Source organism: Maricaulis sp., from assembly GCF_048270095.1.
GTDB lineage: Bacteria > Pseudomonadota > Alphaproteobacteria > Caulobacterales > Maricaulaceae > Maricaulis.
This window is the reverse complement of record NZ_JBLWTL010000001.1, coordinates 240741-261581: the sequence shown is the minus strand read 5'-3', so window position 1 is coordinate 261581 and position 20841 is coordinate 240741. Positions and strand designations below refer to the sequence as shown.

Annotated in this window: 20 protein-coding genes and 1 pseudogene; 13 read left to right on the top strand and 8 right to left on the bottom strand. The window is 61.9% G+C overall.

What is annotated here, in order from left to right; all coding sequences use genetic code 11:
• Nucleotides 1-51 precede the first annotated feature (51 nt).
• Complete coding sequence (locus ACN0YJ_RS01290; RefSeq protein ID WP_417476640.1) at nucleotides 52-993, bottom strand: TraB/GumN family protein; 942 nt, start codon at nucleotides 991-993, stop codon at nucleotides 52-54.
• 103 nt (nucleotides 994-1096) lie between these two features.
• Nucleotides 1097-1960, bottom strand: coding sequence for a bifunctional DNA-formamidopyrimidine glycosylase/DNA-(apurinic or apyrimidinic site) lyase (mutM, locus tag ACN0YJ_RS01285; RefSeq protein ID WP_417495105.1), 864 nt, complete (start codon nucleotides 1958-1960; stop codon nucleotides 1097-1099).
• 231 nt (nucleotides 1961-2191) lie between these two features.
• Between mutM and ubiE the strand changes: the two genes are divergently transcribed.
• A complete protein-coding gene (ubiE, locus tag ACN0YJ_RS01280) occupies nucleotides 2192-2986 on the top strand; it encodes a bifunctional demethylmenaquinone methyltransferase/2-methoxy-6-polyprenyl-1,4-benzoquinol methylase UbiE (RefSeq protein ID WP_417476638.1) in 795 nt (264 codons plus the stop codon).
• Between the two features lie 4 nt (nucleotides 2987-2990).
• Here the strand turns inward: ubiE and ACN0YJ_RS01275 are convergent, their stop codons facing one another.
• Nucleotides 2991-3392 (bottom strand): hypothetical protein, encoded by a 402-nt coding sequence (locus ACN0YJ_RS01275; protein WP_417476637.1) that lies wholly within the window; start codon nucleotides 3390-3392, stop codon nucleotides 2991-2993.
• A gap of 128 nt (nucleotides 3393-3520) precedes the next feature.
• Between ACN0YJ_RS01275 and ubiB the strand changes: the two genes are divergently transcribed.
• The 5 genes and pseudogenes from ubiB (at nucleotide 3521) to cysK (ending at nucleotide 8552) form a co-directional block, all read left to right on the top strand.
• A complete protein-coding gene (gene ubiB / locus ACN0YJ_RS01270) occupies nucleotides 3521-5059 on the top strand; it encodes a 2-polyprenylphenol 6-hydroxylase (RefSeq protein WP_417495104.1) in 1539 nt (512 codons plus the stop codon).
• A 54-nt stretch (nucleotides 5060-5113) separates the two neighbouring features.
• On the top strand, nucleotides 5114-5671 hold the full coding sequence (locus tag ACN0YJ_RS01265) for a protoglobin domain-containing protein (protein ID WP_417476635.1): 558 nt from the start codon (nucleotides 5114-5116) through the stop codon (nucleotides 5669-5671).
• A 104-nt stretch (nucleotides 5672-5775) separates the two neighbouring features.
• A pseudogene (gene coaBC, locus ACN0YJ_RS01260) lies at nucleotides 5776-6958 on the top strand (bifunctional phosphopantothenoylcysteine decarboxylase/phosphopantothenate--cysteine ligase CoaBC).
• Between the two features lie 103 nt (nucleotides 6959-7061).
• On the top strand, nucleotides 7062-7517 hold the full coding sequence (gene dut, locus ACN0YJ_RS01255; RefSeq protein WP_417495103.1) for a dUTP diphosphatase: 456 nt from the start codon (nucleotides 7062-7064) through the stop codon (nucleotides 7515-7517).
• 84 nt (nucleotides 7518-7601) lie between these two features.
• Nucleotides 7602-8552: a cysteine synthase A gene (gene cysK, locus ACN0YJ_RS01250; RefSeq protein ID WP_417495102.1), complete on the top strand. Its 951-nt coding sequence runs from the start codon at nucleotides 7602-7604 to the stop codon at nucleotides 8550-8552.
• Here the strand turns inward: cysK and ACN0YJ_RS01245 are convergent.
• Nucleotides 8522-9949, bottom strand: coding sequence for an ATP-dependent DNA helicase (locus ACN0YJ_RS01245; protein ID WP_417495101.1), 1428 nt, complete (start codon nucleotides 9947-9949; stop codon nucleotides 8522-8524). The two genes, cysK and ACN0YJ_RS01245, sit on opposite strands and share 31 nt — an antisense overlap.
• Between ACN0YJ_RS01245 and ACN0YJ_RS01240 the strand changes: the two genes are divergently transcribed.
• Nucleotides 9948-10691, top strand: a complete 744-nt coding sequence (locus ACN0YJ_RS01240) for a HesA/MoeB/ThiF family protein (protein ID WP_417495100.1) — start codon at nucleotides 9948-9950, stop codon at nucleotides 10689-10691. The genes ACN0YJ_RS01245 and ACN0YJ_RS01240 overlap by 2 nt on opposite strands.
• 3 nt (nucleotides 10692-10694) lie before the next feature.
• Here the strand turns inward: ACN0YJ_RS01240 and ACN0YJ_RS01235 are convergent, their stop codons facing one another.
• Both ACN0YJ_RS01235 and ACN0YJ_RS01230 read right to left on the bottom strand, forming a co-directional pair.
• Nucleotides 10695-10898: a hypothetical protein gene (locus tag ACN0YJ_RS01235; protein ID WP_417495099.1), complete on the bottom strand. Its 204-nt coding sequence runs from the start codon at nucleotides 10896-10898 to the stop codon at nucleotides 10695-10697.
• Between the two features lie 91 nt (nucleotides 10899-10989).
• Nucleotides 10990-11910: an MBL fold metallo-hydrolase gene (locus ACN0YJ_RS01230; RefSeq protein ID WP_417476629.1), complete on the bottom strand. Its 921-nt coding sequence runs from the start codon at nucleotides 11908-11910 to the stop codon at nucleotides 10990-10992.
• 168 nt (nucleotides 11911-12078) lie between these two features.
• Between ACN0YJ_RS01230 and ACN0YJ_RS01225 the strand changes: the two genes are divergently transcribed.
• From ACN0YJ_RS01225 to ACN0YJ_RS01200, 6 genes are all read left to right on the top strand, one after another.
• Nucleotides 12079-12639 carry an SH3 domain-containing protein gene (locus ACN0YJ_RS01225; protein ID WP_417495098.1) on the top strand — a complete coding sequence of 187 codons (561 nt, stop codon included), beginning with the start codon at nucleotides 12079-12081 and terminating at the stop codon, nucleotides 12637-12639.
• A gap of 93 nt (nucleotides 12640-12732) precedes the next feature.
• Nucleotides 12733-13257: a 3-hydroxyacyl-[acyl-carrier-protein] dehydratase FabA gene (gene fabA / locus ACN0YJ_RS01220; protein ID WP_417476627.1), complete on the top strand. Its 525-nt coding sequence runs from the start codon at nucleotides 12733-12735 to the stop codon at nucleotides 13255-13257.
• Between the two features lie 14 nt (nucleotides 13258-13271).
• A complete protein-coding gene (gene fabB / locus ACN0YJ_RS01215; RefSeq protein ID WP_417476626.1) occupies nucleotides 13272-14486 on the top strand; it encodes a beta-ketoacyl-ACP synthase I in 1215 nt (404 codons plus the stop codon).
• 38 nt (nucleotides 14487-14524) lie between these two features.
• Nucleotides 14525-15343, top strand: coding sequence for an enoyl-ACP reductase FabI (locus tag ACN0YJ_RS01210; protein ID WP_417495173.1), 819 nt, complete (start codon nucleotides 14525-14527; stop codon nucleotides 15341-15343).
• Between the two features lie 94 nt (nucleotides 15344-15437).
• Entirely contained in the window at nucleotides 15438-15623 is a 186-nt protein-coding gene (locus ACN0YJ_RS01205) for a hypothetical protein (protein ID WP_417495097.1), read from the top strand.
• A gap of 200 nt (nucleotides 15624-15823) precedes the next feature.
• Nucleotides 15824-16498, top strand: a complete 675-nt coding sequence (locus tag ACN0YJ_RS01200; protein ID WP_417495096.1) for a hypothetical protein — start codon at nucleotides 15824-15826, stop codon at nucleotides 16496-16498.
• Between the two features lie 400 nt (nucleotides 16499-16898).
• Here ACN0YJ_RS01200 and ACN0YJ_RS01195 read toward each other — a convergent pair whose 3' ends face one another.
• Both ACN0YJ_RS01195 and ACN0YJ_RS01190 read right to left on the bottom strand, forming a co-directional pair.
• Entirely contained in the window at nucleotides 16899-19367 is a 2469-nt protein-coding gene (locus ACN0YJ_RS01195; protein ID WP_417495095.1) for a S9 family peptidase, read from the bottom strand.
• A gap of 106 nt (nucleotides 19368-19473) precedes the next feature.
• Nucleotides 19474-20691 carry an acyltransferase family protein gene (locus ACN0YJ_RS01190; protein WP_417495094.1) on the bottom strand — a complete coding sequence of 406 codons (1218 nt, stop codon included), beginning with the start codon at nucleotides 20689-20691 and terminating at the stop codon, nucleotides 19474-19476.
• Between the last annotated feature and the right edge of the window lie 150 nt (nucleotides 20692-20841).

The following is a 20841-nucleotide window of genomic DNA, read 5'->3' as shown; positions in this document are numbered from 1 at the left end:
GCTGCCGGTCGACACCGGCAACAGTCCGGGAGTCAGGCGACACCGGTTAAGTTATTGCCGCTCAACGATAAGACCGGATTCCCGCAAGAGCTCCACGACACCGTTTTCGCCGCTGAGATGAGCCGCGCCCACTGCGACAAAGACGGTCCCCTCACCATCGAGCAAGGTCTGTATGTGCGGAATCCAGTCCTGATTGCGTTGAACGATCAGCGCTTGATACATTTCGGGCGTCTGCTCGCGCATGTCCGCGTTCACGATACGGTCAATGGTCTCGACATCGCCTGCGGCCCAGGCGCGGACCATCTCGTCGAGCATGGCCGGTGTGCGCTCCATTTCGCGCAAGCCTTCGGCGAAACCGCGCACCTGGACCTCGTCCGGCAAATCGGCAAGCACTCGGATTTGCTGCTCCGCCGTCTCGAAATAGCCGACTTCCGTATCGCTGCCGGCAATCGCGGCGAGCAAGGCCTTCTCGACGCCGGCTTCGGGATCCAGCCCGAGCGTCTGCATCTGCGCGACAGAGAGGACAATCTGCGCCAGCCATGGCCGCATCGGCTCCAGCATTTGCGGTGTAGCCCCGACTGTTGGCGCCACATTGGCCAGGAGTGTCACGGCTTCAGCGTCCAGGATTGAGGACAGGGTTACGCCTTGCGGATTCAATCCGAGCTGTATGACCAACGCCTGCAGCCGGGCTTGCGCCGCATCACTTTGGACGTCCGCTTCAAGATACAGGGCGTCGGAGCTGGCGAGGCGGGCGCGCAGATCATCGGTCTGCCAATCCAGGCTGGGCGGCAGAAGATGGAATGTACCGAACAGATAAATATCCGAATCTTCATCGGATAGGCGCCACATTGCCGGCGAGGCCTCAAGGCCGGAATAGTCGACCAATTGCGCCTGGGCCGTGGCGATAGTGCCGGAGAAAGCCAGGCCCGCGGCGGCGAAGACCGCGCCACAAACCGATGTCAGGCGATGAATAAACTGGAACGGACGATGCATGGGTCGGTGCTCCGGATCAGGTTTGGGTTGCTGAGACGATACTAGCCCGTTCTGCCGAAATTGCGGCAAGAAATGAATGGTCCGGGCGCCGCGGCTACGGAGGCTAGCGTTGACAGGTCGGGCAATAGAAAGTCGAACGGCCAGCCTGGACAATCCGCCTGATCTGGCCCTGGCACTGCGGGGTCGCGCAGGCGGCCCCCTCGCGTCCATAGACGCTGAAGCGGTGCTGAAAATACCCCAACGCCCCGTCCGCACCGGCGAAGTCTTTCAGCGTGGATCCTCCGGCAGCAATCGCGTCCTCGATCACATTGCGCACCGCGATCGCCAGCCGTTCGGCCCGCACACCCGGGATGTTGCGCGCCTCCCTGAGCGGGCTGATGCCGGCCCGGTGCAAAGCCTCGCAGACATAAATATTGCCCAGCCCGGCGACAACGCGCTGATCAAGCAGGGCCGACTTGATCGGCGTGCGCTTGCCGGCCAGTGCCTCGCCAAGCGCAGCGCCCGAGAAGGCGTTCGAGTTGGGCTCGGGCCCGAGGCCGGCGAGATTGGGTTGCTCTTCCTCGCTGGCGGTCGCAAACATCAGCATGAAGCCGAACCGCCTCGGATCATTGTAGCGCACGGTCACCCCACCCTCGATCTGGAAAATGGCGTGATCATGTTTCGGATTGGCCGGCGCAGCGTGGACAAAGTCACCGGGCTGCCGGCTGGTGGCTTCGGCTTCGATCGAGAAGCGGCCTGACATCCCCAGATGGACCAGCAGGGTCTCGGCGCCCGACAGGCGAAGCAGAAGATATTTTGCGCGCCGGTCGATCCGCTCAACGCGGCGCCCGGCCAGGCGCGCCGCCATGCGTTCGGGAAACGGAAAGCGCAGATTGGCACGATTCAGCTGCAGCCGCTCGATCAGGCGGCCCTGTAGCGCCGGAATCAAGCCGGTGCGCACTGTTTCCACTTCAGGCAGTTCAGGCACTCGCGCTCCAGTTCAGCTCCCCGCCGGTGCTGCGCAGCGCAGCCAGACCGACAAAATTGACTCAAAATGGCGCCGCAGGATCGAGCTCGCAACAGCGGCGCGCGGGCATAGTCGGCCACAGCACCGCCGCACGGGCAAGGCCGCCATCATGCGACACCCCGGCCCGTCCTGCGGCATCACGGACCGCCGAGGCCACTTTGCGGGACGGTCGGCTTCACTTATTGTCGGCGCATGAGCAATTCTCCCGATACAGCGGCACCGGCCGAAACCGTTCCCTTCGGCTTTGAAGATGTCGACCGCACGCAGAAGGCGGGCCTTGTGCGCAACGTCTTCGACCGGTCTGCACGTCGCTATGATCTGATGAATGATCTGATGTCGCTGGGCGTGCATCGCGCCTGGAAAGACATGGTGATGACCCGCGCCAATCCGCAGCCCGGCGAACGGCTGCTCGATGTCGCTGGCGGCACCGGCGATCTGGCGCGCAGCTTTCTGACCAAGGCGGACCGGGCCGGGAGGCGCCGCAATGACCCGCGCCGCGCCGAAGCTATCGTGCTGGACATCAACGAACAAATGTTGCGAGCCGGCATCAAGCGCGGCGTCGAGGCCAGTCAGTCAGGACGGATCGAATGGGTGACCGGCAATGCCGAATACCTGCCGCTGAAGGATCACAGTTTCGATTGCGTGACGATCTCGACCGGCATCCGTAATGTCACCGACCGCGCAGCTGCGCTCAAGGATATGCGGCGCGTCCTGAAGCCGGGCGGCCGCTTTTTGTGCCTGGAGTTCTCGCGCCCGACCACCCGCGCCTGGGAAAACCTCTATGACGCCTGGTCATTCAATGTGATGCCCGAACTCGGCGAGCATGTCGCCAAGGACCGCGCCAGCTATCAATACCTCGTTGAATCCATTCGACGCTTCCCGGACCAGGAAAGCTTCGCTACGGAATTGCGCGACGCCGGTTTCAGCCAGGTCGGCTACACGAATTTTTCCGGCGGGATCGCTGCGCTGCACACCGGCTGGGCCTGATCACTCAGCGAGCCGTCCGGCTCGCCAGGATCCAGGCCTGCGCCTCGGCAATATTGTCGAAGACTTCCAGCGCCGCCGGATAGCTGTCCGTGCCGAGCCCGATCCAGTATTTCACCAGCGGCAGCTTCATCGAGTCCGCACAAACCTGGGCGCTCAGCGTGGGTTTACCGGCATAGGCCGCTCTGAGTATCTCGCCCAGAGCAACCTTGCCACGCAGCACCGCCTCCACATCAAGATCGCCCAGCATGCCATCGCTATAATCGACAATGCGGTCCCACTCCGGTGTCCAGCCAGGAAACAGGACTGACTGCTTCAACAAGGCCACCGCGTCCTCAATTAACAGCGGTCCGTGAAAGCGGGTCAAAACCCACCGGTTCTCATGATCGAATTCAACAGTATGGCGCATTTCAAGATTAACTCCTGCCCGATGCTAACCTCTGGTTGGCCGGGCGCAAGGAGGCGATGCTGCCCGGCGGCGCCGCGACTCCACGCCGCCCTCGCCAAGCGCGGCGCCGCCCTCTAAACAGCTCAAACATGTTTGCGACCCTTGCCTCTTTCGCGCGATTGCTGCGCGCCCTGCTCACACTGGTGCGCCACGACGCCATCCTGCCGGTCGAGTACCAGGCGCTGTATCCGGCGCCAGCGCGGCTGGCCGGACGGCTGGCACGGTTGTTTGCCCGGCGGGATGCGGCCGATAATCCGGGCGAGCGGCTGGCCCGCGCGCTGGAAACGCTCGGCCCCTCCTATGTGAAATTCGGCCAGATCCTCGCCACGCGCGGCGATGTGATCGGCGAACGCTTTGCGCGCGGCCTGTCGCGGCTTCAGGACCGGATGCCGGCCTTCGACGATGCCGAAGCCCGCGCCATCATCGCGGCCGAGCTAGGCGCGCCGGTCGAGACCCTGTTCAAAACCTTCGGGCCACCGATCGCCGCCGCCTCGATCGCCCAGGTTCACCGTGCGACAACGCAGGACGATGTCGAAGTTGCCGTCAAAGTGCTGCGGCCGGATATCGAGCTGCGCATCGCTCGCGATATCCGCACCCTGTCGCTCGGCGCCGCCCTCGCAGAAAGACTGGCGCCCGCCAGCCGCCGTCTGGAACCGCGCAAATTCGTCGCCACGATTGCCCGATCGCTCAGTTTTGAAACCGATTTGCGGCTTGAGGCCGCTGCCGCTTCGGAATTGTCCGAAGCCGCCATGGCAGTCGAGCATTACCGCATCCCTGAGGTCGAGTGGACCCTGTCCTCAAAACGCATCCTCACTACACACTGGGTGCCAGGCGTGCCGCTCAGCAACCCGGCCCAGGTGGAGGCGCTCGGCCTCGACAAGGCGGCATTGGCCACGACCCTCACGCGCGCCTTTCTCGGCACAGCCCTCGATCGCGGCGTCTTTCACGCCGACATGCATGCCGGAAACCTGTTCGCGTCGGCCAGTGGCGATCTCTGGGCCGTGGATTTCGGGATCATGGGCCGGATTGGCCGGCCCGAGCGGCGCTTTCTGGCGCTCATCCTGCACGGCTTTCTGACGCGCGATTACATGGCCGCAGCGCGGGCGCATTTCGCCGCCGGATACGTGCCGGACGAACATGCCGTAGCGGACTTCGCGAGCGCGCTTCGGGCGGTCGGCGAGCCGATTTTCGGCAAACGCGCCGACGAAGTCCCGATGTCGCGCGTCCTGATGCAGCTATTCGAGATCACCGACTTGTTCGACATGCGCTTGCGGCCCGAACTGGTGATGCTGCAAAAAACCATGGTCCAGTGCGAAGGCGTCGCGCGCGGCCTCGATCCGCAACACAATATGTGGACCGCCGCCACACCGGTGGTCGAGGCCTGGATGAAGCGTGAGCTCGGTCCTGAGGGGCGGATCCGCGATATTGGCGAAGATCTGGAGCGCCTGCATGGCGCCCTGCGCGCGCTACCTGACACGATCGAGCACTGGAACGAAATCGGTGCGCGCCTGAAGTCGGGCGAGCTGGCCCTGTGCACCGCACCGCCGCCGCGGCCCTGGGCGGTCCGACTCGCCTGGCTGGCTGCCGCAGCACTCGCGGGCGCTGCTGCGATGTGGGCCATCTTGTAAAATCCGACGCGTCTCTGACACGCTCCGGTAATACTCTTGTGCTTTAGTGTCAGCATGACATTGAGCAAAAGCCCCACACCCGAGCATCTCGAACTTCAGCGCGAGTTCTTCCGTATCGACGCGGCGACCGTCGCGCGCGTTCAAAGGCTGAAGCCGCGCATTCTCGGTTATGCCGCCGAGACTCTCGAAACGCTGTTCGACCACCTCACCTCCAATCCCGAGGTCGGTGATTATTTCGAGATTTCCGACAATACGCGATATCTGCGCGACGGCATGCTGGCCCATTGCGAACTCGTCTTCTCGGCACGCTTTGACGCCAAATATTATGAGGCCGTCGACCAGATGGGTCTGCGCCACAGCAAGCTGGACTACCCGTCGCACGCCTATTCCTCGGCCTACGCCAATCTGATGTCCGGCATTATGCGCCTCGGCCTGGAAGCCGACCGCAAGCTTGATGCCGAGGATTTGTCCGCGATCACGCGCATCTCGATCTATGATATGGAATTGACCATCGCGGCCTTCTTCCGGCACCAGCTCGACAAGCAGGCGGCACTCTATGCCGACACCGAGAAGGTTCGCGAGATGATGACCGAGCGCCGGCTCGCCAGCTGAGGCCGGACAAGAGCGTCCCGCCTGCAGACCACAAGCCGACAAGGGGCTTGGGATTCCTGCCGCAAACCGCTAGTTAGTCCCGGTATCGACCTGGGAGCACACTCGTGTCCGACAAGCGGATCCTCTTGATCATTGGCGGCGGTATTGCCGCCTATAAAAGCCTGTTGCTGATCCGCGAATTGCAGAAGCGCGGTATTGGCACGCGCTGTATTCTCACGAATGCGGGCGCCGAATTCGTCACACCGCTCAGCGTTTCCGCACTATCGGGCGATCGCGTCTACAGCCAGCTCTTCAACCTCACTGACGAAGCCGAGATGGGCCATATCGAGCTTTCACGCTCGGCCGATCTCGTCGTGGTGGCGCCAGCAACCGCCGATCTGATGGCCAAGGCCGCCCAGGGCCTGGCCAACGACCTCGCCTCGACCACGCTGCTGGCGACCGACAAGCCGGTGCTTATGGCGCCGGCGATGAATGTACGGATGTGGCAGCACAAGGCGACCCAGCGAAATCTGGCAACGCTGCGCGGCGACGGCATCCACTTCATTGGTCCAGACGAGGGCGAAATGGCCTGCGGCGAATTCGGGCCTGGACGCATGGCCGAACCACTCGCCATCGCCGAAGCGGTCGCAGGCCTGCTGCATGTCTGAGCGCCTGGCCGGCCGGCATATCCTGGTGACTGCAGGCCCGACCCGGGAACCGATCGACCCTGTCCGCTATCTTTCCAATCATTCCTCCGGCCAGCAGGGCTATGCGATCGCCAGCGCCTGCGCTCAGCTCGGCGCCAGCGTCACGCTGGTGTCTGGCCCGACGGCATTGCCGGATCCCGGCGGCATGCGCGTCATTCGCGTGGAAACCGCCTGTGAGATGCTGGCCGCGGTTGAAGCCGCGCTGCCGGCCGATGTCTTCATCGCCGTCGCCGCCGTCGCCGACTGGCGTCCGGCAGAACCCTCCGGCACCAAAATCAAGGCCGACAAATCAAGCTTTGCCACCCTGCGGCTGACCGAAAATCCCGATATTCTGAAAACCATCAGCCAGCGCGATGCCGGCCGGCCCGGCCTGGTGATCGGCTTTGCCGCCGAGACCCATGATGTCGAGGCCACGGCCATCGCCAAGCGCATCCGCAAGGGTTGCGACTGGATTGTGGCCAATGACGTCTCCGGCGATGTGATGGGCGGGGCCGATAATGCTGTCATCCTGATCACCGACCACGGGGCAGAGCATTGGCAGCGGGCACCAAAAGCACAAATCTCGGCCCAACTCGCCGACCGGATCGCCCGCGCGCTCTGACTCAGGAGCCAGGTTTTCCCCAGCCCGCATGCCGGCAGGACTGGTCAGCCCATCATTGCCGGGTTTCAATCACCCCATCTGCCACCGCGCCGGACCCGACCCGATGAAAACCATCCACGTCCAGATCAAGCCCTTGCCGCATTATGAGGGCCTGGCCCTGCCAGCCTATGAGACACCGCAATCGGCCGGCATGGATCTGCGCGCCGCGATCCCGGTCGATGAACCGATCGTGATCCCGCATGGCGAGTGGCGGCTGGTGCCGGTCGGCATTGCCATCGCCCTTCCGGACGGTTTCGAGGCCCAGGTGCGCCCGCGCTCGGGCCTTGCAGCCAAGAAGGGGATTTCCTGCGTCAATTCTCCCGGCACGGTCGATGCCGATTATCGCGGCGAGATCCGGGTCAATCTGATCAATCACGGGCCAGAAGACTTCATCATCAATCGCGGCGACCGCATCGCGCAAATGGTGATCGCGCCGGTGATGCAGGCGCTCTGGCTGGTCACCGATGAACTCGGCGAGACCCAGCGCGGCACAGGCGGTTTCGGATCCACCGGCGTGTGATCGAGAAAGCGTGATCGCAGCGCGCGGTGACACCTTGGCCTCGCCCGTCTACACAGACCCCAGCTTCCATCGAGGACTTTTTCCATGACCGATACTCCGGGCCGCGGCCGCATTTACAGCTCAATCGCCGACACGGTTGGCAATACGCCGCTGGTCGAGCTCTCGCGGCTGGCGGCCAGGCATGGTGCGAAAGCCCGCATTCTGGCCAAGCTGGAATTCTTCAACCCGCTCTCCAGCGTCAAGGACCGGATCGGCGTCGCGATGATCGATGCGCTCGAAGCCGCCGGCAAGCTCGGCGAAGGCAGCGTCATGATCGAGCCGACCTCGGGCAATACCGGTATCGGCCTGGCCTTCGTTGCCGCCGCACGCGGTCATCGGCTGATCCTGACCATGCCGGAAAGCATGTCGATCGAGCGCCGCAAACTGCTGGCCCATCTCGGCGCCGAACTCGTGCTCACCGAGGCCGCCAAGGGCATGAATGGCGCGATCGCCAAGGCGAAGGAATTGATCGAGGCGACGCCGGGCGCGGTGATGCCGAGCCAGTTCTCCAACCCCGCCAATCCGGACATTCATCGCCAGACCACGGCGCTGGAAATCTGGAACGACACCGCCGGCGAGGTTGATGTCTTCATCGCCGGCGTCGGCACCGGCGGTACGCTGACCGGCGTCGCCTCGGTGCTGAAAGCAAAGAAACCCGGCATCCACATCATCGCCGTCGAGCCCACTGACAGCCCCGTCATCTCCGGCGGCAAGCCCGGCCCGCACAAGATCCAGGGCATTGGCGCCGGCTTCATCCCCGACAATCTCGACGTCTCCCTGATCAACGAAACCATCCAGGTCACCAATGACCAGGCCTTCGCCATGGCTCGCGAAGCCGCGCGCAGCGAAGGCGTTCCGGCCGGTATTTCCTCAGGCGCCGTCATCCACGCCGCCCTGGAAGTCGCCAAACGCGATGACATGGCCGGCAAGACGATTGTCGTGGTGCTGGCCAGCTCGGCGGAACGCTATCTGTCGACTGCGTTGTTTGAGGATTGACCCATCACGCTCAACGGCACCGGGTCGCAGAAACTCTTCACGTCAAAAATCCGCGCGTCGCAGATGATATCGCCTGGTGTGAGCGGCCGCGATAATTCCAGCCCCTCCAGCGTGCGGGCCCGCGAAAGCGCTACATAGGCCTGGCCGTGGGCGAAGAGGCGACGGGCGAGGTCGAGATAGACCTTGTCGAGGGTGAGGCCTTGGGCCTTGTGGATCGTCATCGCCCAGGCCAGGCGCAAGGGATATTGGGTGAAAGCACCGGCAGTTGTCTTGGTCAGCGCCCGCGTCGCCTCGTCGAAGGCATAGGCATTGCGCTCCCATTTGGCTGGCTCGATCGACCAGACATTCTCGCCAATGCGCACGCGCACGGCTTTCTCGTCAAAGCCGTCAACTTCGGCCAGCGTGCCATTGACCCAGCGGCCCTGGGGATCATTGCGGGTCATCATCACCCGCGCGCCGATCTTGAGCACCAACGGCTCCTCGGCCGGAAACAGGCGCTGATCAAACTGGCCCTCGACCTTGGCATTGAAGGCGTGCGGCGTGGTCGGCAGGCCTTCAAGGCGGGCATTATTGATGCGGAAGGCGGTCTCATTGGTCGCCGTCAGCACGACATGGCTGAGGCTCGCTTCCAGCCCGGAACGGCCGGTGACGCGTTCATTGAGCCGTTCAGCCTCATCGGCCCGCACATCGCCTTCACGCACCACATTGAGCAAATGGATGAAATCCTCATCGGTCTGACGGAAGACCTCCTCCAGCTCGACCAGGGCAAACCCGGCCTCGCGGAAGCATTGCGGATTGAAGAAAAAGGGCCCGCCATGGGCGTTTTCGAGATATTCCGCCTCACCGCCCTGCACCACAGGCGGCAATTGCGCCAGATCGCCGACAATCACCATCTGGACACCGCCAAAGGGTTCATTGCATTCGCGGTTAAGCCGCAGCGACTGGTCGATCGCCCACATCATGTCGGAGCGGACCATCGAGATCTCGTCGATCACCAGCGTCTCCAGCGCCTTGACGACGCGGCTATGGCGCACCTTGCGGATATCGCGGCCGGTGATGACGCGCGGTGGCAGGTGGAAGAAGCTGTGGATCGTCTGCCCGCCGGCCTGCATCGCCGCAACGCCCGTGGGCGCGAGCACAGCGGCCTTGTTGCCGGCCTGACGCAGCAGCTCGCGCATCAGCGTCGTCTTGCCGGTGCCGGCACGGCCGGTCAGAAAGATATTCGGCTTGTCGCGCCGCAACCAGCCCAGAAGATTGATCTGGGTTTCGGAGAGCGTGGGTTCGGCGCGGGTGGTGAGTGGCGTGTCAGACATGGCCGCAAACTGCGTCTGTTCGCCGTTCAAGCCAACCGGATTGCACTTGATCAACGGCGGCTTCTCGGTCACCTGTGCAGTCATGAGCACTCCCATCGATATCGAACGCTTCGCCCGCCACATCGTGCTGCGCGAGATTGGCGGCCCGGGCCAGCAGGCACTGGGCCGCGCCCGGGTAACGATTATCGGCGCCGGGGGGCTGGGCGCTCCGGCGAGCCTATATCTGGCCGCCGCCGGGGTCGGCCAGATCACCCTGATCGACCCCGACACGGTCAGCCTTGACAATCTGCAGCGGCAAATCCTGTTTCGCACCGGCGATGTCGGTCAATCCAAAGTCGAGACCGGTGCGGCGGCACTGCAAGCACTCAATCCGGGCACCAAGGTCCGGCCCGTCCAGACCTCGCTTGAGCCCGACAATGCCGCCGAGCTTCTGGGCGATGCCGATCTGGTGCTCGATGGCTGCGATAATTTCGAGACGCGTTTCGCGGTCAATACCGCCAGCCGGGCGTTGGGTATTCCGCTGATCTCCGGGGCGCTGGGGCGGTGGGATGGCCAGGTCTCACTCTTCAATGCCGGTCCGGACGCCCCCTGCTATCGCTGCTGGGTGCCGGAAATCCCGCCCGATGCGGAAACCTGTGCGCGCGTCGGTGTGGTCGGCGCCCTGACTGGCGTTATCGGCTCAATGATGGCGCTCGAAGCGGTCAAACATATCTGCGGTGCCGGCCATACGCTGGACGGGCGCATCCTGCTGTTCGACGGGTTGGCGATGGAGAGCCGGACTGTGAAGCTGAAGCGCGATCCGGAATGCCCGGAATGCGGCGGCTGAGCGTCAGGGCCGGGCCGTCAGGAGCAGGCCGATACCGATCGCGACGCCCGGCGCCAGACCAAACAACAAGCCCAGCCAGACGCTTCCGGTACTCAGTCCGATAATCAGCCAGAGCAGACAACCGGCACTGAGCCCCGCGGCCAGGCCCAGCAAACTGCGTGGTTCGGGCAGGCGAGACGAGGGGTGGTTTTTGTCAGACAGGTTCATCAACCCAATATGGGGTGCCTGGTCCTGCGCGAAACTGGGGACAGGTTTAAATCTTCGACAGAAACCCGTCCCCGCCTGCCGTCACAGCCCTCTATTCGTAGGACACCGCATTGCCGGCGGCATCATTATACAGCGTCTGCACCATGCGGTCGGTGGTGATGAAACCCCAATTCCAGTCATCATGAAAATCGGCCAGGGGCGCGGCCGCGCGGACAGTTTCAAGATCAGCACCGCCTTCGACCAAGGTGCGGACACGGAATGCGGCTTCGCGCACCATGTCGAGCGAGGCCTGGAGTTCGACACGGGTCGAGAGCGGGCCATGGCCCGGAATAATGCGGGTGTCGTCAGCGGCAATTTCCAGCCCGCGCTCCATCGCGGCGATATAGCCGTCAACCGACCCGCCGGCCGCAAGATCGATGAAGGGGAAGATTCCCGAGAAGAAGGTGTCACCCATATGCAGGACATTGGCCTCACGGAAATACACCATGGCATCGCCATCGGTATGGGCCGCGGGAATGTGGACCGCCTCGACGGTCTGGCCATTCATATGGAAGGTGAGATCCTCGCCAAAGGTCAGGATCGGCAATGTGCCCGGCGTCTGGGCCCACTCATCCTCGGCCGCATCGAGACGGGCGCGGATATTATGATGCGCCGCAATCGTCGTGCCTTGCTGGGCAAAATGGGCATTGCCGCCGGTATGATCACCATGCCAGTGGGTATTGACGATGAAGCGGGGCGCATCGCCGCCGGAAATTTCGACCACGGCGCCCTCGATCAGATCGCCAGTATTGGGCAATTGGTCATCGACCATCACCACGCCATCGGGTCCGTTGAGAACGGCAAGATTACCCGCCACTCCCGTCGACAACATGTAGAGACCATCGCCCAGCGCGGTGGAGTCGACGGTGATTTCCGCCGGCCCGTCCTGGGCCTGCGCCGGGCTGGTCAGCACCGGCAGTGAATTGGCGGCCAGCAAGGCCGCGGCGGTCGATATAGCCAAACGAAAGCGCATGATTTCCCCTCACGATAACAGCCCGGCCTGACGGTCCGGCGCTTCGGAAGAGGATATAGGGTGTGATTTGCCGATTACACCCTCACCGGCGATATCATCGCCTCGCTCGCGGAAAATTTACCCGGTCTTCACCCGGCCGGGGACAGGGATAGGGATGAGGAGTCTTCCATGCGCCATCTTGCTGCCCTACTCATTCTCAGCTGCCTGACGGCGCCAACTCTGGCGCAGCAGGACGATCAGCCGACGCCTTCGGGTCAGGCCGTACCGCGTTTCGTGAGCCTCAAATTCGATGTCGCCAATGGCCGGTCCGGGCCAAGCCGGGCCCATCCAGTCGCCTGGCGCTATGTTCGCGCCGGACTTCCGATGGAAGTCGTGGCCGAAACGCCCGACTGGCGCCGCGTTCGTGATCCGGGCGGGGAATTGACCTGGATGCACCGATCCATCCTGTCCGGCCGGCGCACTGTGGTCACCACGCATGACACTACCCTGCGCGCCCGGGCCGACGAGGAAGCCTCTGCCGAGGCGATTGCCGAGGCCGGCGTCGTCCTCGCCCTGGAGCGTTGCCGGACCGGTTGGTGCCGGGTTGAAGGCCAGGGATATCGCGGCTGGGCAAGGGCCGACGCACTTTGGGGCGTCTATCCCACCGAGCGCGGCGACGAGGCGGGAGCCGAAAATGACGGCAGCCCCGCCTTGAGCGGCTCTGCGGCGCGTGATACCGCTCTGCGCTGATCCTCCCGGTTTTCACGCAAGACCGGGTCCCCATTCCCAGCCCGGCGAACGGCAGCATGTGCTGTCCGGCCCGCGGCGCAGCCGATCGGTTACATGTCTGAACGCCAAAGCTCTTTTAGCTACGAAGATCTGATCGCCGCCGGAGATGGTGGCATGTGGGGCCCCGACCGGTCCCGTCTGCCCGCCCCGCCCATGCTGATGATGGACCGCATCACCCATATCGATGACGACACAGGCGATCATGGCAAGGGCTATATTGTCGCCGAGCTCGACATCAATCCGGACCTCTGGTTCTTCGCCTGCCACTTCAAGGGCGACCCGGTGATGCCAGGCTGTCTCGGCCTTGATGCGATGTGGCAATTGGTTGGTTTCTTCCTGTGCTGGAAGGGCAATCCCGGCAAGGGCCGGGCGCTCGGCGTCGGCGAAGTGAAATTCACCGGCGAAATCACACCGGAAACCAAAAAAGTCCGTTATGTGATCCACCTGAAGCGGGTGATCCAGCGCAGGCTCATCATGGCCATTGGTGATGGCCATGTCGAAGCCGACGGCAAGATCATCTATACGGCCAAAGACCTGCGTGTGGGCCTGTTCCAGCCTGCCGAAACTCAAGAAGACTGATCCAGGAGTTCGCGATGCGCCGTGTTGTTGTCACTGGTCTCGGCATAATTTCTCCCATCGGGAATAATGCCGCCGACGTCACCCAATCCCTGCAAGAAGGCAAAAGTGGCATCCGCCACATGGAAAGCTTCGCGCAGTATAATTTCCGCTGCCAGGTCGGCGGCAAGCCGACGGTCGATCCGGCCGAACATGTCGACAAGCGGATCTACCGCTTCATGTCGGAAGGTGCCGGCTGGAATTATATGGCGATGGAACAGGCGATCGCCGATGCGGGCCTGCCCGAGTCGGACATCTCCAATATCCGCACCGGTATCATTATGGGCTCCGGCGGCCCCTCGGCCGGCACGATCGTCGCCGCCGCGGATATCACCCGTGAAAAAGGCCCCAAACGGGTTGGCCCCTTCGCCGTACCCAAGGCGATGAGCTCGACCGCCTCGGCGACGCTGGCAACACCGTTCAAGATTCTCGGCGTCAATTACTCCATCACCTCCGCCTGTACGACCTCGCTGCATTGCATCGGCGCTGCCACGGAACAGATCCAGTGGGGCAAGCAGGACGTCATGTTCGCCGGCGGTTGCGAGGAGATCCATTGGGCGCTCTCCAACCTGTTCGACGCCATGGGCGCAATGTCGACCAAGTATAACGACACACCGCAACAGGCCTCGCGCGCCTTCGACAAGGACCGCGACGGATTTGTCGGCGGCGCCGGTGCCGGCGTTGTCGTGCTCGAGGAGTATGAGCGCGCCAAGAAGCGTGGCGCGACGATCTATGCGGAAGTCACCGGTTATGGTGCCACTTCGGACGGCTATGACATGGTCGCCCCGTCCGGCGAGGGCGCCGTGCGCTCGATGAAACTGGCGATGGAAACCGTCAACAAGCCTGTCGATTATCTCAACCCGCACGCGACAGCGACGCCGGTTGGCGACATCAAGGAGATGGGCGCGGTCAAGGAAGTGTTCGGCGATAATGCGCCGATGATTTCCGGCACGAAATCAATGACCGGCCACTCGCTTGGCGCGGCCGGCGTGCATGAAGCCATCTATACGCTGCTGATGATGAAGCATGGTTTCGTCGCCCCCTCGATCAATATTTTCGAGATGGATCCTGAAATCGCGGCGCTCAATCTGCCGATCGTCACCGAAACGCGCGATGCCAATCTGCAGACCGCCATGTCGAACAGTTTCGGCTTTGGCGGCACCAATGGCACGGTCGTATTCCAGAAAGTCTGATCCCACATTACCTGTGATCGCAGGCGAGGAGACACATGATGAGTGAGAACCAATTCCCCACCGGGACCCTGATGAAGGGCAAGCGGGGCCTGATCATGGGCGTCGCCAACAAGAATTCGATCGCCTGGGGCATTGCCCAGCAACTGGCCGCCCAGGGCGCCGAAATTGCCTTCTCCTACCAGGGGCAGGAACTGGAACGCCGGGTGCGGCCTCTGGTCGAAAGCCTCGGCGGCGAACCTTTCATGGTGGCCGCTGACGTGACTGACGAGGCCTCGATGGATGCCTGTTTCAAGGCGCTCGAAGACAAGTGGGGCACGATTGATTTCCTGGTCCACGCCATTGCCTTTGCCGGCAAGGACGAGCTGGTCGGTTCCTTCACCGAGAATACCACCCGCGAGGGCTGGCGCCGGGCGATGGAAATCTCCGCCTTCTCCTTTGTCGATGCCGGCAAGCGCGCCTCGCACATGATGCCCAATGGCGGCGCCATGATCACGCTGACCTATCTCGGCTCGGAACGTGTCGTGCCGTCCTATAATGTGATGGGCGTCGCCAAGGCGGCCCTGGAAGCCTCGATGCGCTATATGGCCCGCGATCTCGGCCCGGCCGGTATCCGCGTCAACGCGCTCTCGGCCGGACCGATGCGCACCCTCGCCATGGCCGGAATTTCGGGCGGCAAGGCGCTGATGCGCACAGGCCGCGAATGGTCGATGATGAAAGAGGACACCAAGATGGAAGGCGTCGCCGGCGCCGCGCTCTATCTGCTCTCGGATATCGGCCAGTCCTGCACCGCCGAAACACTCCACGTCGATGCCGGCTTCCACGCTGTGGGCGTGCCGAGCATGGAGGGGGATGACTGAAAGCAGCATGTGCGACAAATCGACTCGGGCCACGAGATTTTCGACAGTTCGGACGAGAAGCTGATAGACTGTAGATCCGGTTAGGGAGAAGCCGATGTTCAATTCGAAGCAGCGCTTAAGAGAGTTCTTAGAAGCGGCAGACGGAGACATCCATCTGGTCAATGCTGCAATTGAATACGCTCACGTCAAGCACCGCCGACCTCCAACCACAATGGAGGTTTTGGAAGTGATTTACAGCATTCTCGGGAAGGCATTTTCGCCGAAGAAGATTTCAGCGTAATGACGAGCAGCATATTAGCGCTAACATTTGTCTTTTTTACTATCCCCGCATTTATTCACTCTTACTGTTTCCAGTATCTTTGTCGCATTAGGCGGCCCATTGATCAGGGGGCGACAGTTACAGTGTCATCATTCATTTTCTGCTCAGTATATGTTAACTTTCTTTATTTCACGTTATTTAACTTTATATTTAGCGGCCACGTGAATGATCTGACTTTGTTTTTACAACATGTCATTCAATCGGAATCTTTGACGCAAGCAACTAACACACCAGTGCCCGACACCACGCTAACGATATATGTATTGGGTCTGCTTATTTTCTCTGCATTCGCCGGCTGCGCGTTAGGCAGGCTATCTACATATGGGGTTCCCGGCCTAGACCTTCTCGGACGCCTTTATTACGGTGGCCTCTACGGGGTATACCGAGGATGGGAAAGTCAAAAGGTTTTCGTTTCTATTGTATCAAAACACAACATCGATAATAAAACTACTGTTTACCATGGGCTACTAGAGGAAATACGAGTTAATCATTCAGGTCGTATTGAATATGTTTCAATCTCGGATCCAATGAAATCTATTGCATTTTTTCACGAAGGCTCAAACAATATACGAAGTAGCTCTACAGTTGAAATTGGTAAATATTCTTTTTCCGACGCAAACGCAGAGCGTCGAATGTTGATCGAAGGCGACAATGTAACAAATATCTTTTTTAAAAAGCAAGATTTTAAGTCTACTTTAGAAAATCAAATATCTTTCTATTATCGCTCCATATCAGATTCTTTTAATGAAAATAGGCACGAATTCATTATTGCGTTCCTTTTTATAACATGTTGCATCATATTAATTGCCGTCGTGCTTGCAAACAATTTGACCTAAACAGTCAAACGTCTATCAGATGAGTTCACATTGCCTCAGAGAGCATATCATCCGGCAACACTATTGGCCGAACGCCGGATGCGCCGGTCAACGCACAATCTCGGCCTGCGCCCCATTTCTCCCTAAGGTCAGAGCCCCTTGCTCAACTTAGGCCAAGTCCCTCCTAGCGATCACGCGCGCCCCACCGATGATAGGTCGCGTGCAGGCAGGAGCAGGGCAAGAGTGCTGCACGATGGCGGAGGCAAACCTCCCATAGCCGACATGATTCGCGCCAAGATTAAGATACACTCCGGCCTCGACCTGAGAACGATCAAGACTTCACCTGACCCAAATCAGGATTCAAGAAACCCCGCCAGAACAATCTGGCGGGGTTTTTCATTGAATCAGGGTGAGTTTAACCTCACTCCCCCGGTTCAGCTTCCTCCACGGCGTCACCCCCACCCATCGGATCTTCCAGCGGCTTCACCCAGCGGTCGAGCCAGTCAATCGACTCGGCGAGGACGTGGAGGATGCTCTCTCGGCCGCGATAGCCGTGGCTTTCATAGGGGAGCATGACCAGGCGGGCAGTGCCGGCATTGCCCTTGACGGCGGCGAACATGCGTTCGGACTGCATCGGGAAGGTGCCGGAATTATTGTCCATCTGGCCGTGGATCATCAGCATGGGCTCATTGATCTGATCGGCATGCATGAAGGGCGAGAGCTCGAAATAGGTCTCCGGCGCGGCCCAGAAGGTGCGGCGTTCGGACTGGAAGCCAAACGGCGTCAGGGTGCGGTTATAGGCGCCTGAACGGGCAATCCCGGCGCGGAAGACGTCGGAGGCGGCCAGAAGGTGGGCCGTCATGAAGGCGCCATAGGAATGGCCGGCAATGGCCAGTCGCTCGCCATCGCCAAAGCCCATTTCGACCGTGACATCGCGGGCCGCTTCGGCAGACAGGACGAGCTGGTGGATGAAGGTATCATTCACCGTTTCCGGATCATCCCCGACGATCGGCATCGTGGCGTTCTCCAACAGGGCATAGCCCTGGGTCACCAGGAAGCGCGGGCTGGTGCCGGCGACACGCGTGAACTGATAGGGCGAGCCTGATACCTGACCGGCGGTCGAGGCGTCATTATATTCCAGCGGATAACCCCAGACGAGAACCGGCAGGGTGTCGCCTTCCTCGTAGTCGGCCGGCAGGTAGAGTGTTGCTGACAGCGGCACGCCGTCTTCCCGCTCATAGGTGATCAGCTCGCGGCTGATCTCGTTGAGCTGCGGATGCGGATTGGCGAATTGGGTGATCTGGACTGTGTCCTGACCGGCGCGATGCCAGCGCACATTCGGCGCCGTGACCGGGTCTTCCCAACTGGTCAGGAAGGACGCGGCGTCGGGCGCGGTGAGGCCGATGATTTCCTCGAAATTTTCGCCGGAATTGCGCCAGATCTCGGTCGTCTCGAAGGTCTCGAAATCAACCCGGTTGAGGAAGGGACGGTCGCCCTCCGGCGTCGCACCCTCACCAGCCATATACATGTAGCCATCATGGACGCCGACAACGCTGCGGCCGAATTCATTGCGCACGCTCAGGGCATTACCCGGATTGGCGTAGCTGTCCTGGTAGTTGCGTTCCTCGGCGAGGCGCGGTTCGACCGACGGGTCAGCGAAATCGACCAGCCAGCGGCGGATGACGCGGGTATCGCGATCATACTCCATGGCAAAGCCGAGCTGGGCTTGTGTGGTGAATTGCGTGCCGTAATAGCGGTCCTCGGTGCGCAGGATTTCCACGGGCTCGCCATCAAACGGAGCGGCCAGTGCCCAGGCGCTGTCGCGCTGATCGGTCTCGACACGCGGATCACCGCCGTCCAGCGCCTCGGCCCAGATCAGGCGGGCCGCGTGGCTGGCCTGCCAGGTGACCGAACGACGTCCGGTGACAACGCCACCAATCGGCACATTGTCGGCCAGAGGCTGGCGGGCGATCGTCGCGACTTCATCGCCATCGGTATCGACCACGAAAACGCGGTCCGGGAAGCTGTACCACGGCACCTGATAGGAAAAGGGCTGCTCCATCTCGCCGATCAGGATGTAATCGCCGCCGGGCGCAGGGTCTGCGGAAAAATAGAGTCCCGGCTCACCGACCTCACGAATACGGGTGCGGCCGGTCGTATTGACCAGCGCCAATTGGCTGGCGGACAGCCAGGCAAACAGCGCGGCGTCATGTTCGTCCCGGAGCAAGTCCTGATAGGTGCGGACCGGCGCTTCATAACCGCTGGCTTCCTGGGTGACCGGCCCGGACGGCACGCGCGGACGCTCGGGCATCGGGCCGCGATCGGGATCCACCAGGCTGACCAGAAGGCGTTCGCCATCCGGCATCCATTCAAACGGCGAGAAAATGGCATTGATGCCGCTGTTCACAAGTTGCCGGGCCCGGGCCTGGCGGACATCCACCACCCACAGGCTGAGCGCGTCATTGCGGGTCATCACGAAGGCGATCTGCGAACCGTCCGGCGACCAGCTGGTGTTGGAAATGCCAACATCGCCGGGCAGGTCGACCGCGCGCTCTTCGCCGCTTTCCAGATCGACCAGCGACAGACCCACCACCGAGCGCGGCCCATGCCGGCCGTTGAGGGTGGCATCGAGGCGAAGGCCGGCCAGGCGCTCCATCGGCCGGGCCAGTTCGGCGACCGGCGGCAGGGCTTCGCGATGCATCAGCAAGAGCGTGTCACGGGCGGGCGACAGCGACGTCCAGGGCGTCGGCTGGGCATCGACGATATCGACGATTTCCTGCGGCGGCAGCCGGTAGGGCTCCTGCGCCAGCGCCACCGCGCCCCAACCCGTCAATCCGGCGACCGCTGCGCAAACGCCTGCTTTCCACCATGCCTGGACTGTCATCATCATTCGCTCCCGTTGCGCGGAGCGGCGCTGGCGCCGCTCCGGATTGTGCCCGGGAGAGTAGATGAGATTGCCACCGCGGCGTCTGACAAGTTTGTAATGTTGCGCCGGATTACACCGTCGAACTCACCGCGCGGCCGCTGCGCGGGGTGGCCACCCATTTCAGCCCCATCACCGGCCGCAGCAGCGGCACCCGCTTGATCAGCTCATAGCCGAGACCGCAGCCCGTCACCGTCATGGCGACAAGGATCCAGAACTCGGTCCAGACGTGAAAGCCCATCGAGCCGATCCAGAAGCCGCCGACCACAATGATGGTCTGGTGCAGGATGTAATAGGGGAAGATGGCTTCGGTGAGATAGCGGCGGGCGGCATTGTCGTGATTGCCGAAGCGGCGGGCGAGGCCCAGCAGGGTCAGGATGATGGCCCAGGCAAAGAAGATACGGTCGAAGCGCGCGGTCCACACCAGCGCCATATTGTTCTCGATGGCCGGCCAGGTGGAATAGCTGACATAGAGGAAGATGAAGGAGGTCACCGTCAGAACACCAGCCCAGGGCAAGACCCGGTCAACCGCGCGCCACAGGGCCTGATTCTTCGCGAAGACATAGCCATAGAGCAGGATCAACAGACTGTTGGCGTGATTGGCCCAGTCCCAGGTGAGGTTGTGGGTGGTCGGGAAATGCTCGACCAGGGTGAAACGGAGCAGCACGAAGGGCAGGATCGGCAGGACGATCATCAGGATCGGGCCGATGACCTGGCGTTCGAACAGGCCGCCAATGGCTTTCAGGGCCTTGCTGTCGGCGATAGCCCGCAGGGCCGGGATCACCGGCGCCAGCAGCATGCAATAGACGAACAGATAGGCGACGTACCAGAGATGATTCCAGGTCGGCGTCTCGACCGACCAGGGGCCGTCCCAAACGAAGGCATAGCCCTGATAGAAGGTCCAGAAGTCCGGGCCGATATCGCCGGATTCTTGCAATTGCACCCAAGTCTGCGGCGCGACAATCACATACATGCCAAACAGGATCACCGGGAAAAGCCGCCAGAACCGGTCGCGTGCGAACCGTGCCGCGCCGAGCTTGTCGGAGAGGAAACGGATGGCGACGCCGGAGATGAAGAAGAGCAGCGGCAGCCGCCAGGGGCTGGACAGCCACATCAGCGGCTCCATCGCATCATTCATGTGCGTGCTCTTGGCGTGCCAGCCCTCCGTGTTGAAGAACATCCCGATATGATAGAAAATCAGCAAGCCGAAGACGATGATCCTGAGCCAGTCAAGATCATAGCGGCGGGTGCTGGTGGCGGTCCCGGACAGGGTTGCGGCTGGGTGTGACATGCTCGATCTCCAATAACATTGCCCCCATCCATCACATCACCGGCTGGACCCGCCAGCCCGCCGGGACCATGACCGGCTCCACGGGACCAAATGCTGACGCGCGGGGACGGGCGGCGGGAAACAGGGCCGAAACGCGCAGTCCCCGGCTTG

Coding starts and splice junctions, on each gene's coding strand:
- ACN0YJ_RS01290 (WP_417476640.1), bottom strand. CDS start 993: ATGCATCGTCCGTTCCAGTTTATTCATCGCCTGACATCGGTTTGTGGC.
- ubiE (WP_417476638.1), top strand. CDS start 2,192: ATGAGCAATTCTCCCGATACAGCGGCACCGGCCGAAACCGTTCCCTTC.
- ACN0YJ_RS01275 (WP_417476637.1), bottom strand. CDS start 3,392: ATGCGCCATACTGTTGAATTCGATCATGAGAACCGGTGGGTTTTGACC.
- ubiB (WP_417495104.1), top strand. CDS start 3,521: ATGTTTGCGACCCTTGCCTCTTTCGCGCGATTGCTGCGCGCCCTGCTC.
- ACN0YJ_RS01265 (WP_417476635.1), top strand. CDS start 5,114: ATGACATTGAGCAAAAGCCCCACACCCGAGCATCTCGAACTTCAGCGC.
- dut (WP_417495103.1), top strand. CDS start 7,062: ATGAAAACCATCCACGTCCAGATCAAGCCCTTGCCGCATTATGAGGGC.
- cysK (WP_417495102.1), top strand. CDS start 7,602: ATGACCGATACTCCGGGCCGCGGCCGCATTTACAGCTCAATCGCCGAC.
- ACN0YJ_RS01240 (WP_417495100.1), top strand. CDS start 9,948: ATGAGCACTCCCATCGATATCGAACGCTTCGCCCGCCACATCGTGCTG.
- ACN0YJ_RS01245 (WP_417495101.1), bottom strand. CDS start 9,949: ATGACTGCACAGGTGACCGAGAAGCCGCCGTTGATCAAGTGCAATCCG.
- ACN0YJ_RS01235 (WP_417495099.1), bottom strand. CDS start 10,898: ATGAACCTGTCTGACAAAAACCACCCCTCGTCTCGCCTGCCCGAACCA.
- ACN0YJ_RS01230 (WP_417476629.1), bottom strand. CDS start 11,910: ATGCGCTTTCGTTTGGCTATATCGACCGCCGCGGCCTTGCTGGCCGCC.
- ACN0YJ_RS01225 (WP_417495098.1), top strand. CDS start 12,079: ATGCGCCATCTTGCTGCCCTACTCATTCTCAGCTGCCTGACGGCGCCA.
- fabA (WP_417476627.1), top strand. CDS start 12,733: ATGTCTGAACGCCAAAGCTCTTTTAGCTACGAAGATCTGATCGCCGCC.
- fabB (WP_417476626.1), top strand. CDS start 13,272: ATGCGCCGTGTTGTTGTCACTGGTCTCGGCATAATTTCTCCCATCGGG.
- ACN0YJ_RS01210 (WP_417495173.1), top strand. CDS start 14,525: ATGAGTGAGAACCAATTCCCCACCGGGACCCTGATGAAGGGCAAGCGG.
- ACN0YJ_RS01205 (WP_417495097.1), top strand. CDS start 15,438: ATGTTCAATTCGAAGCAGCGCTTAAGAGAGTTCTTAGAAGCGGCAGAC.
- ACN0YJ_RS01195 (WP_417495095.1), bottom strand. CDS start 19,367: ATGATGATGACAGTCCAGGCATGGTGGAAAGCAGGCGTTTGCGCAGCG.
- ACN0YJ_RS01190 (WP_417495094.1), bottom strand. CDS start 20,691: ATGTCACACCCAGCCGCAACCCTGTCCGGGACCGCCACCAGCACCCGC.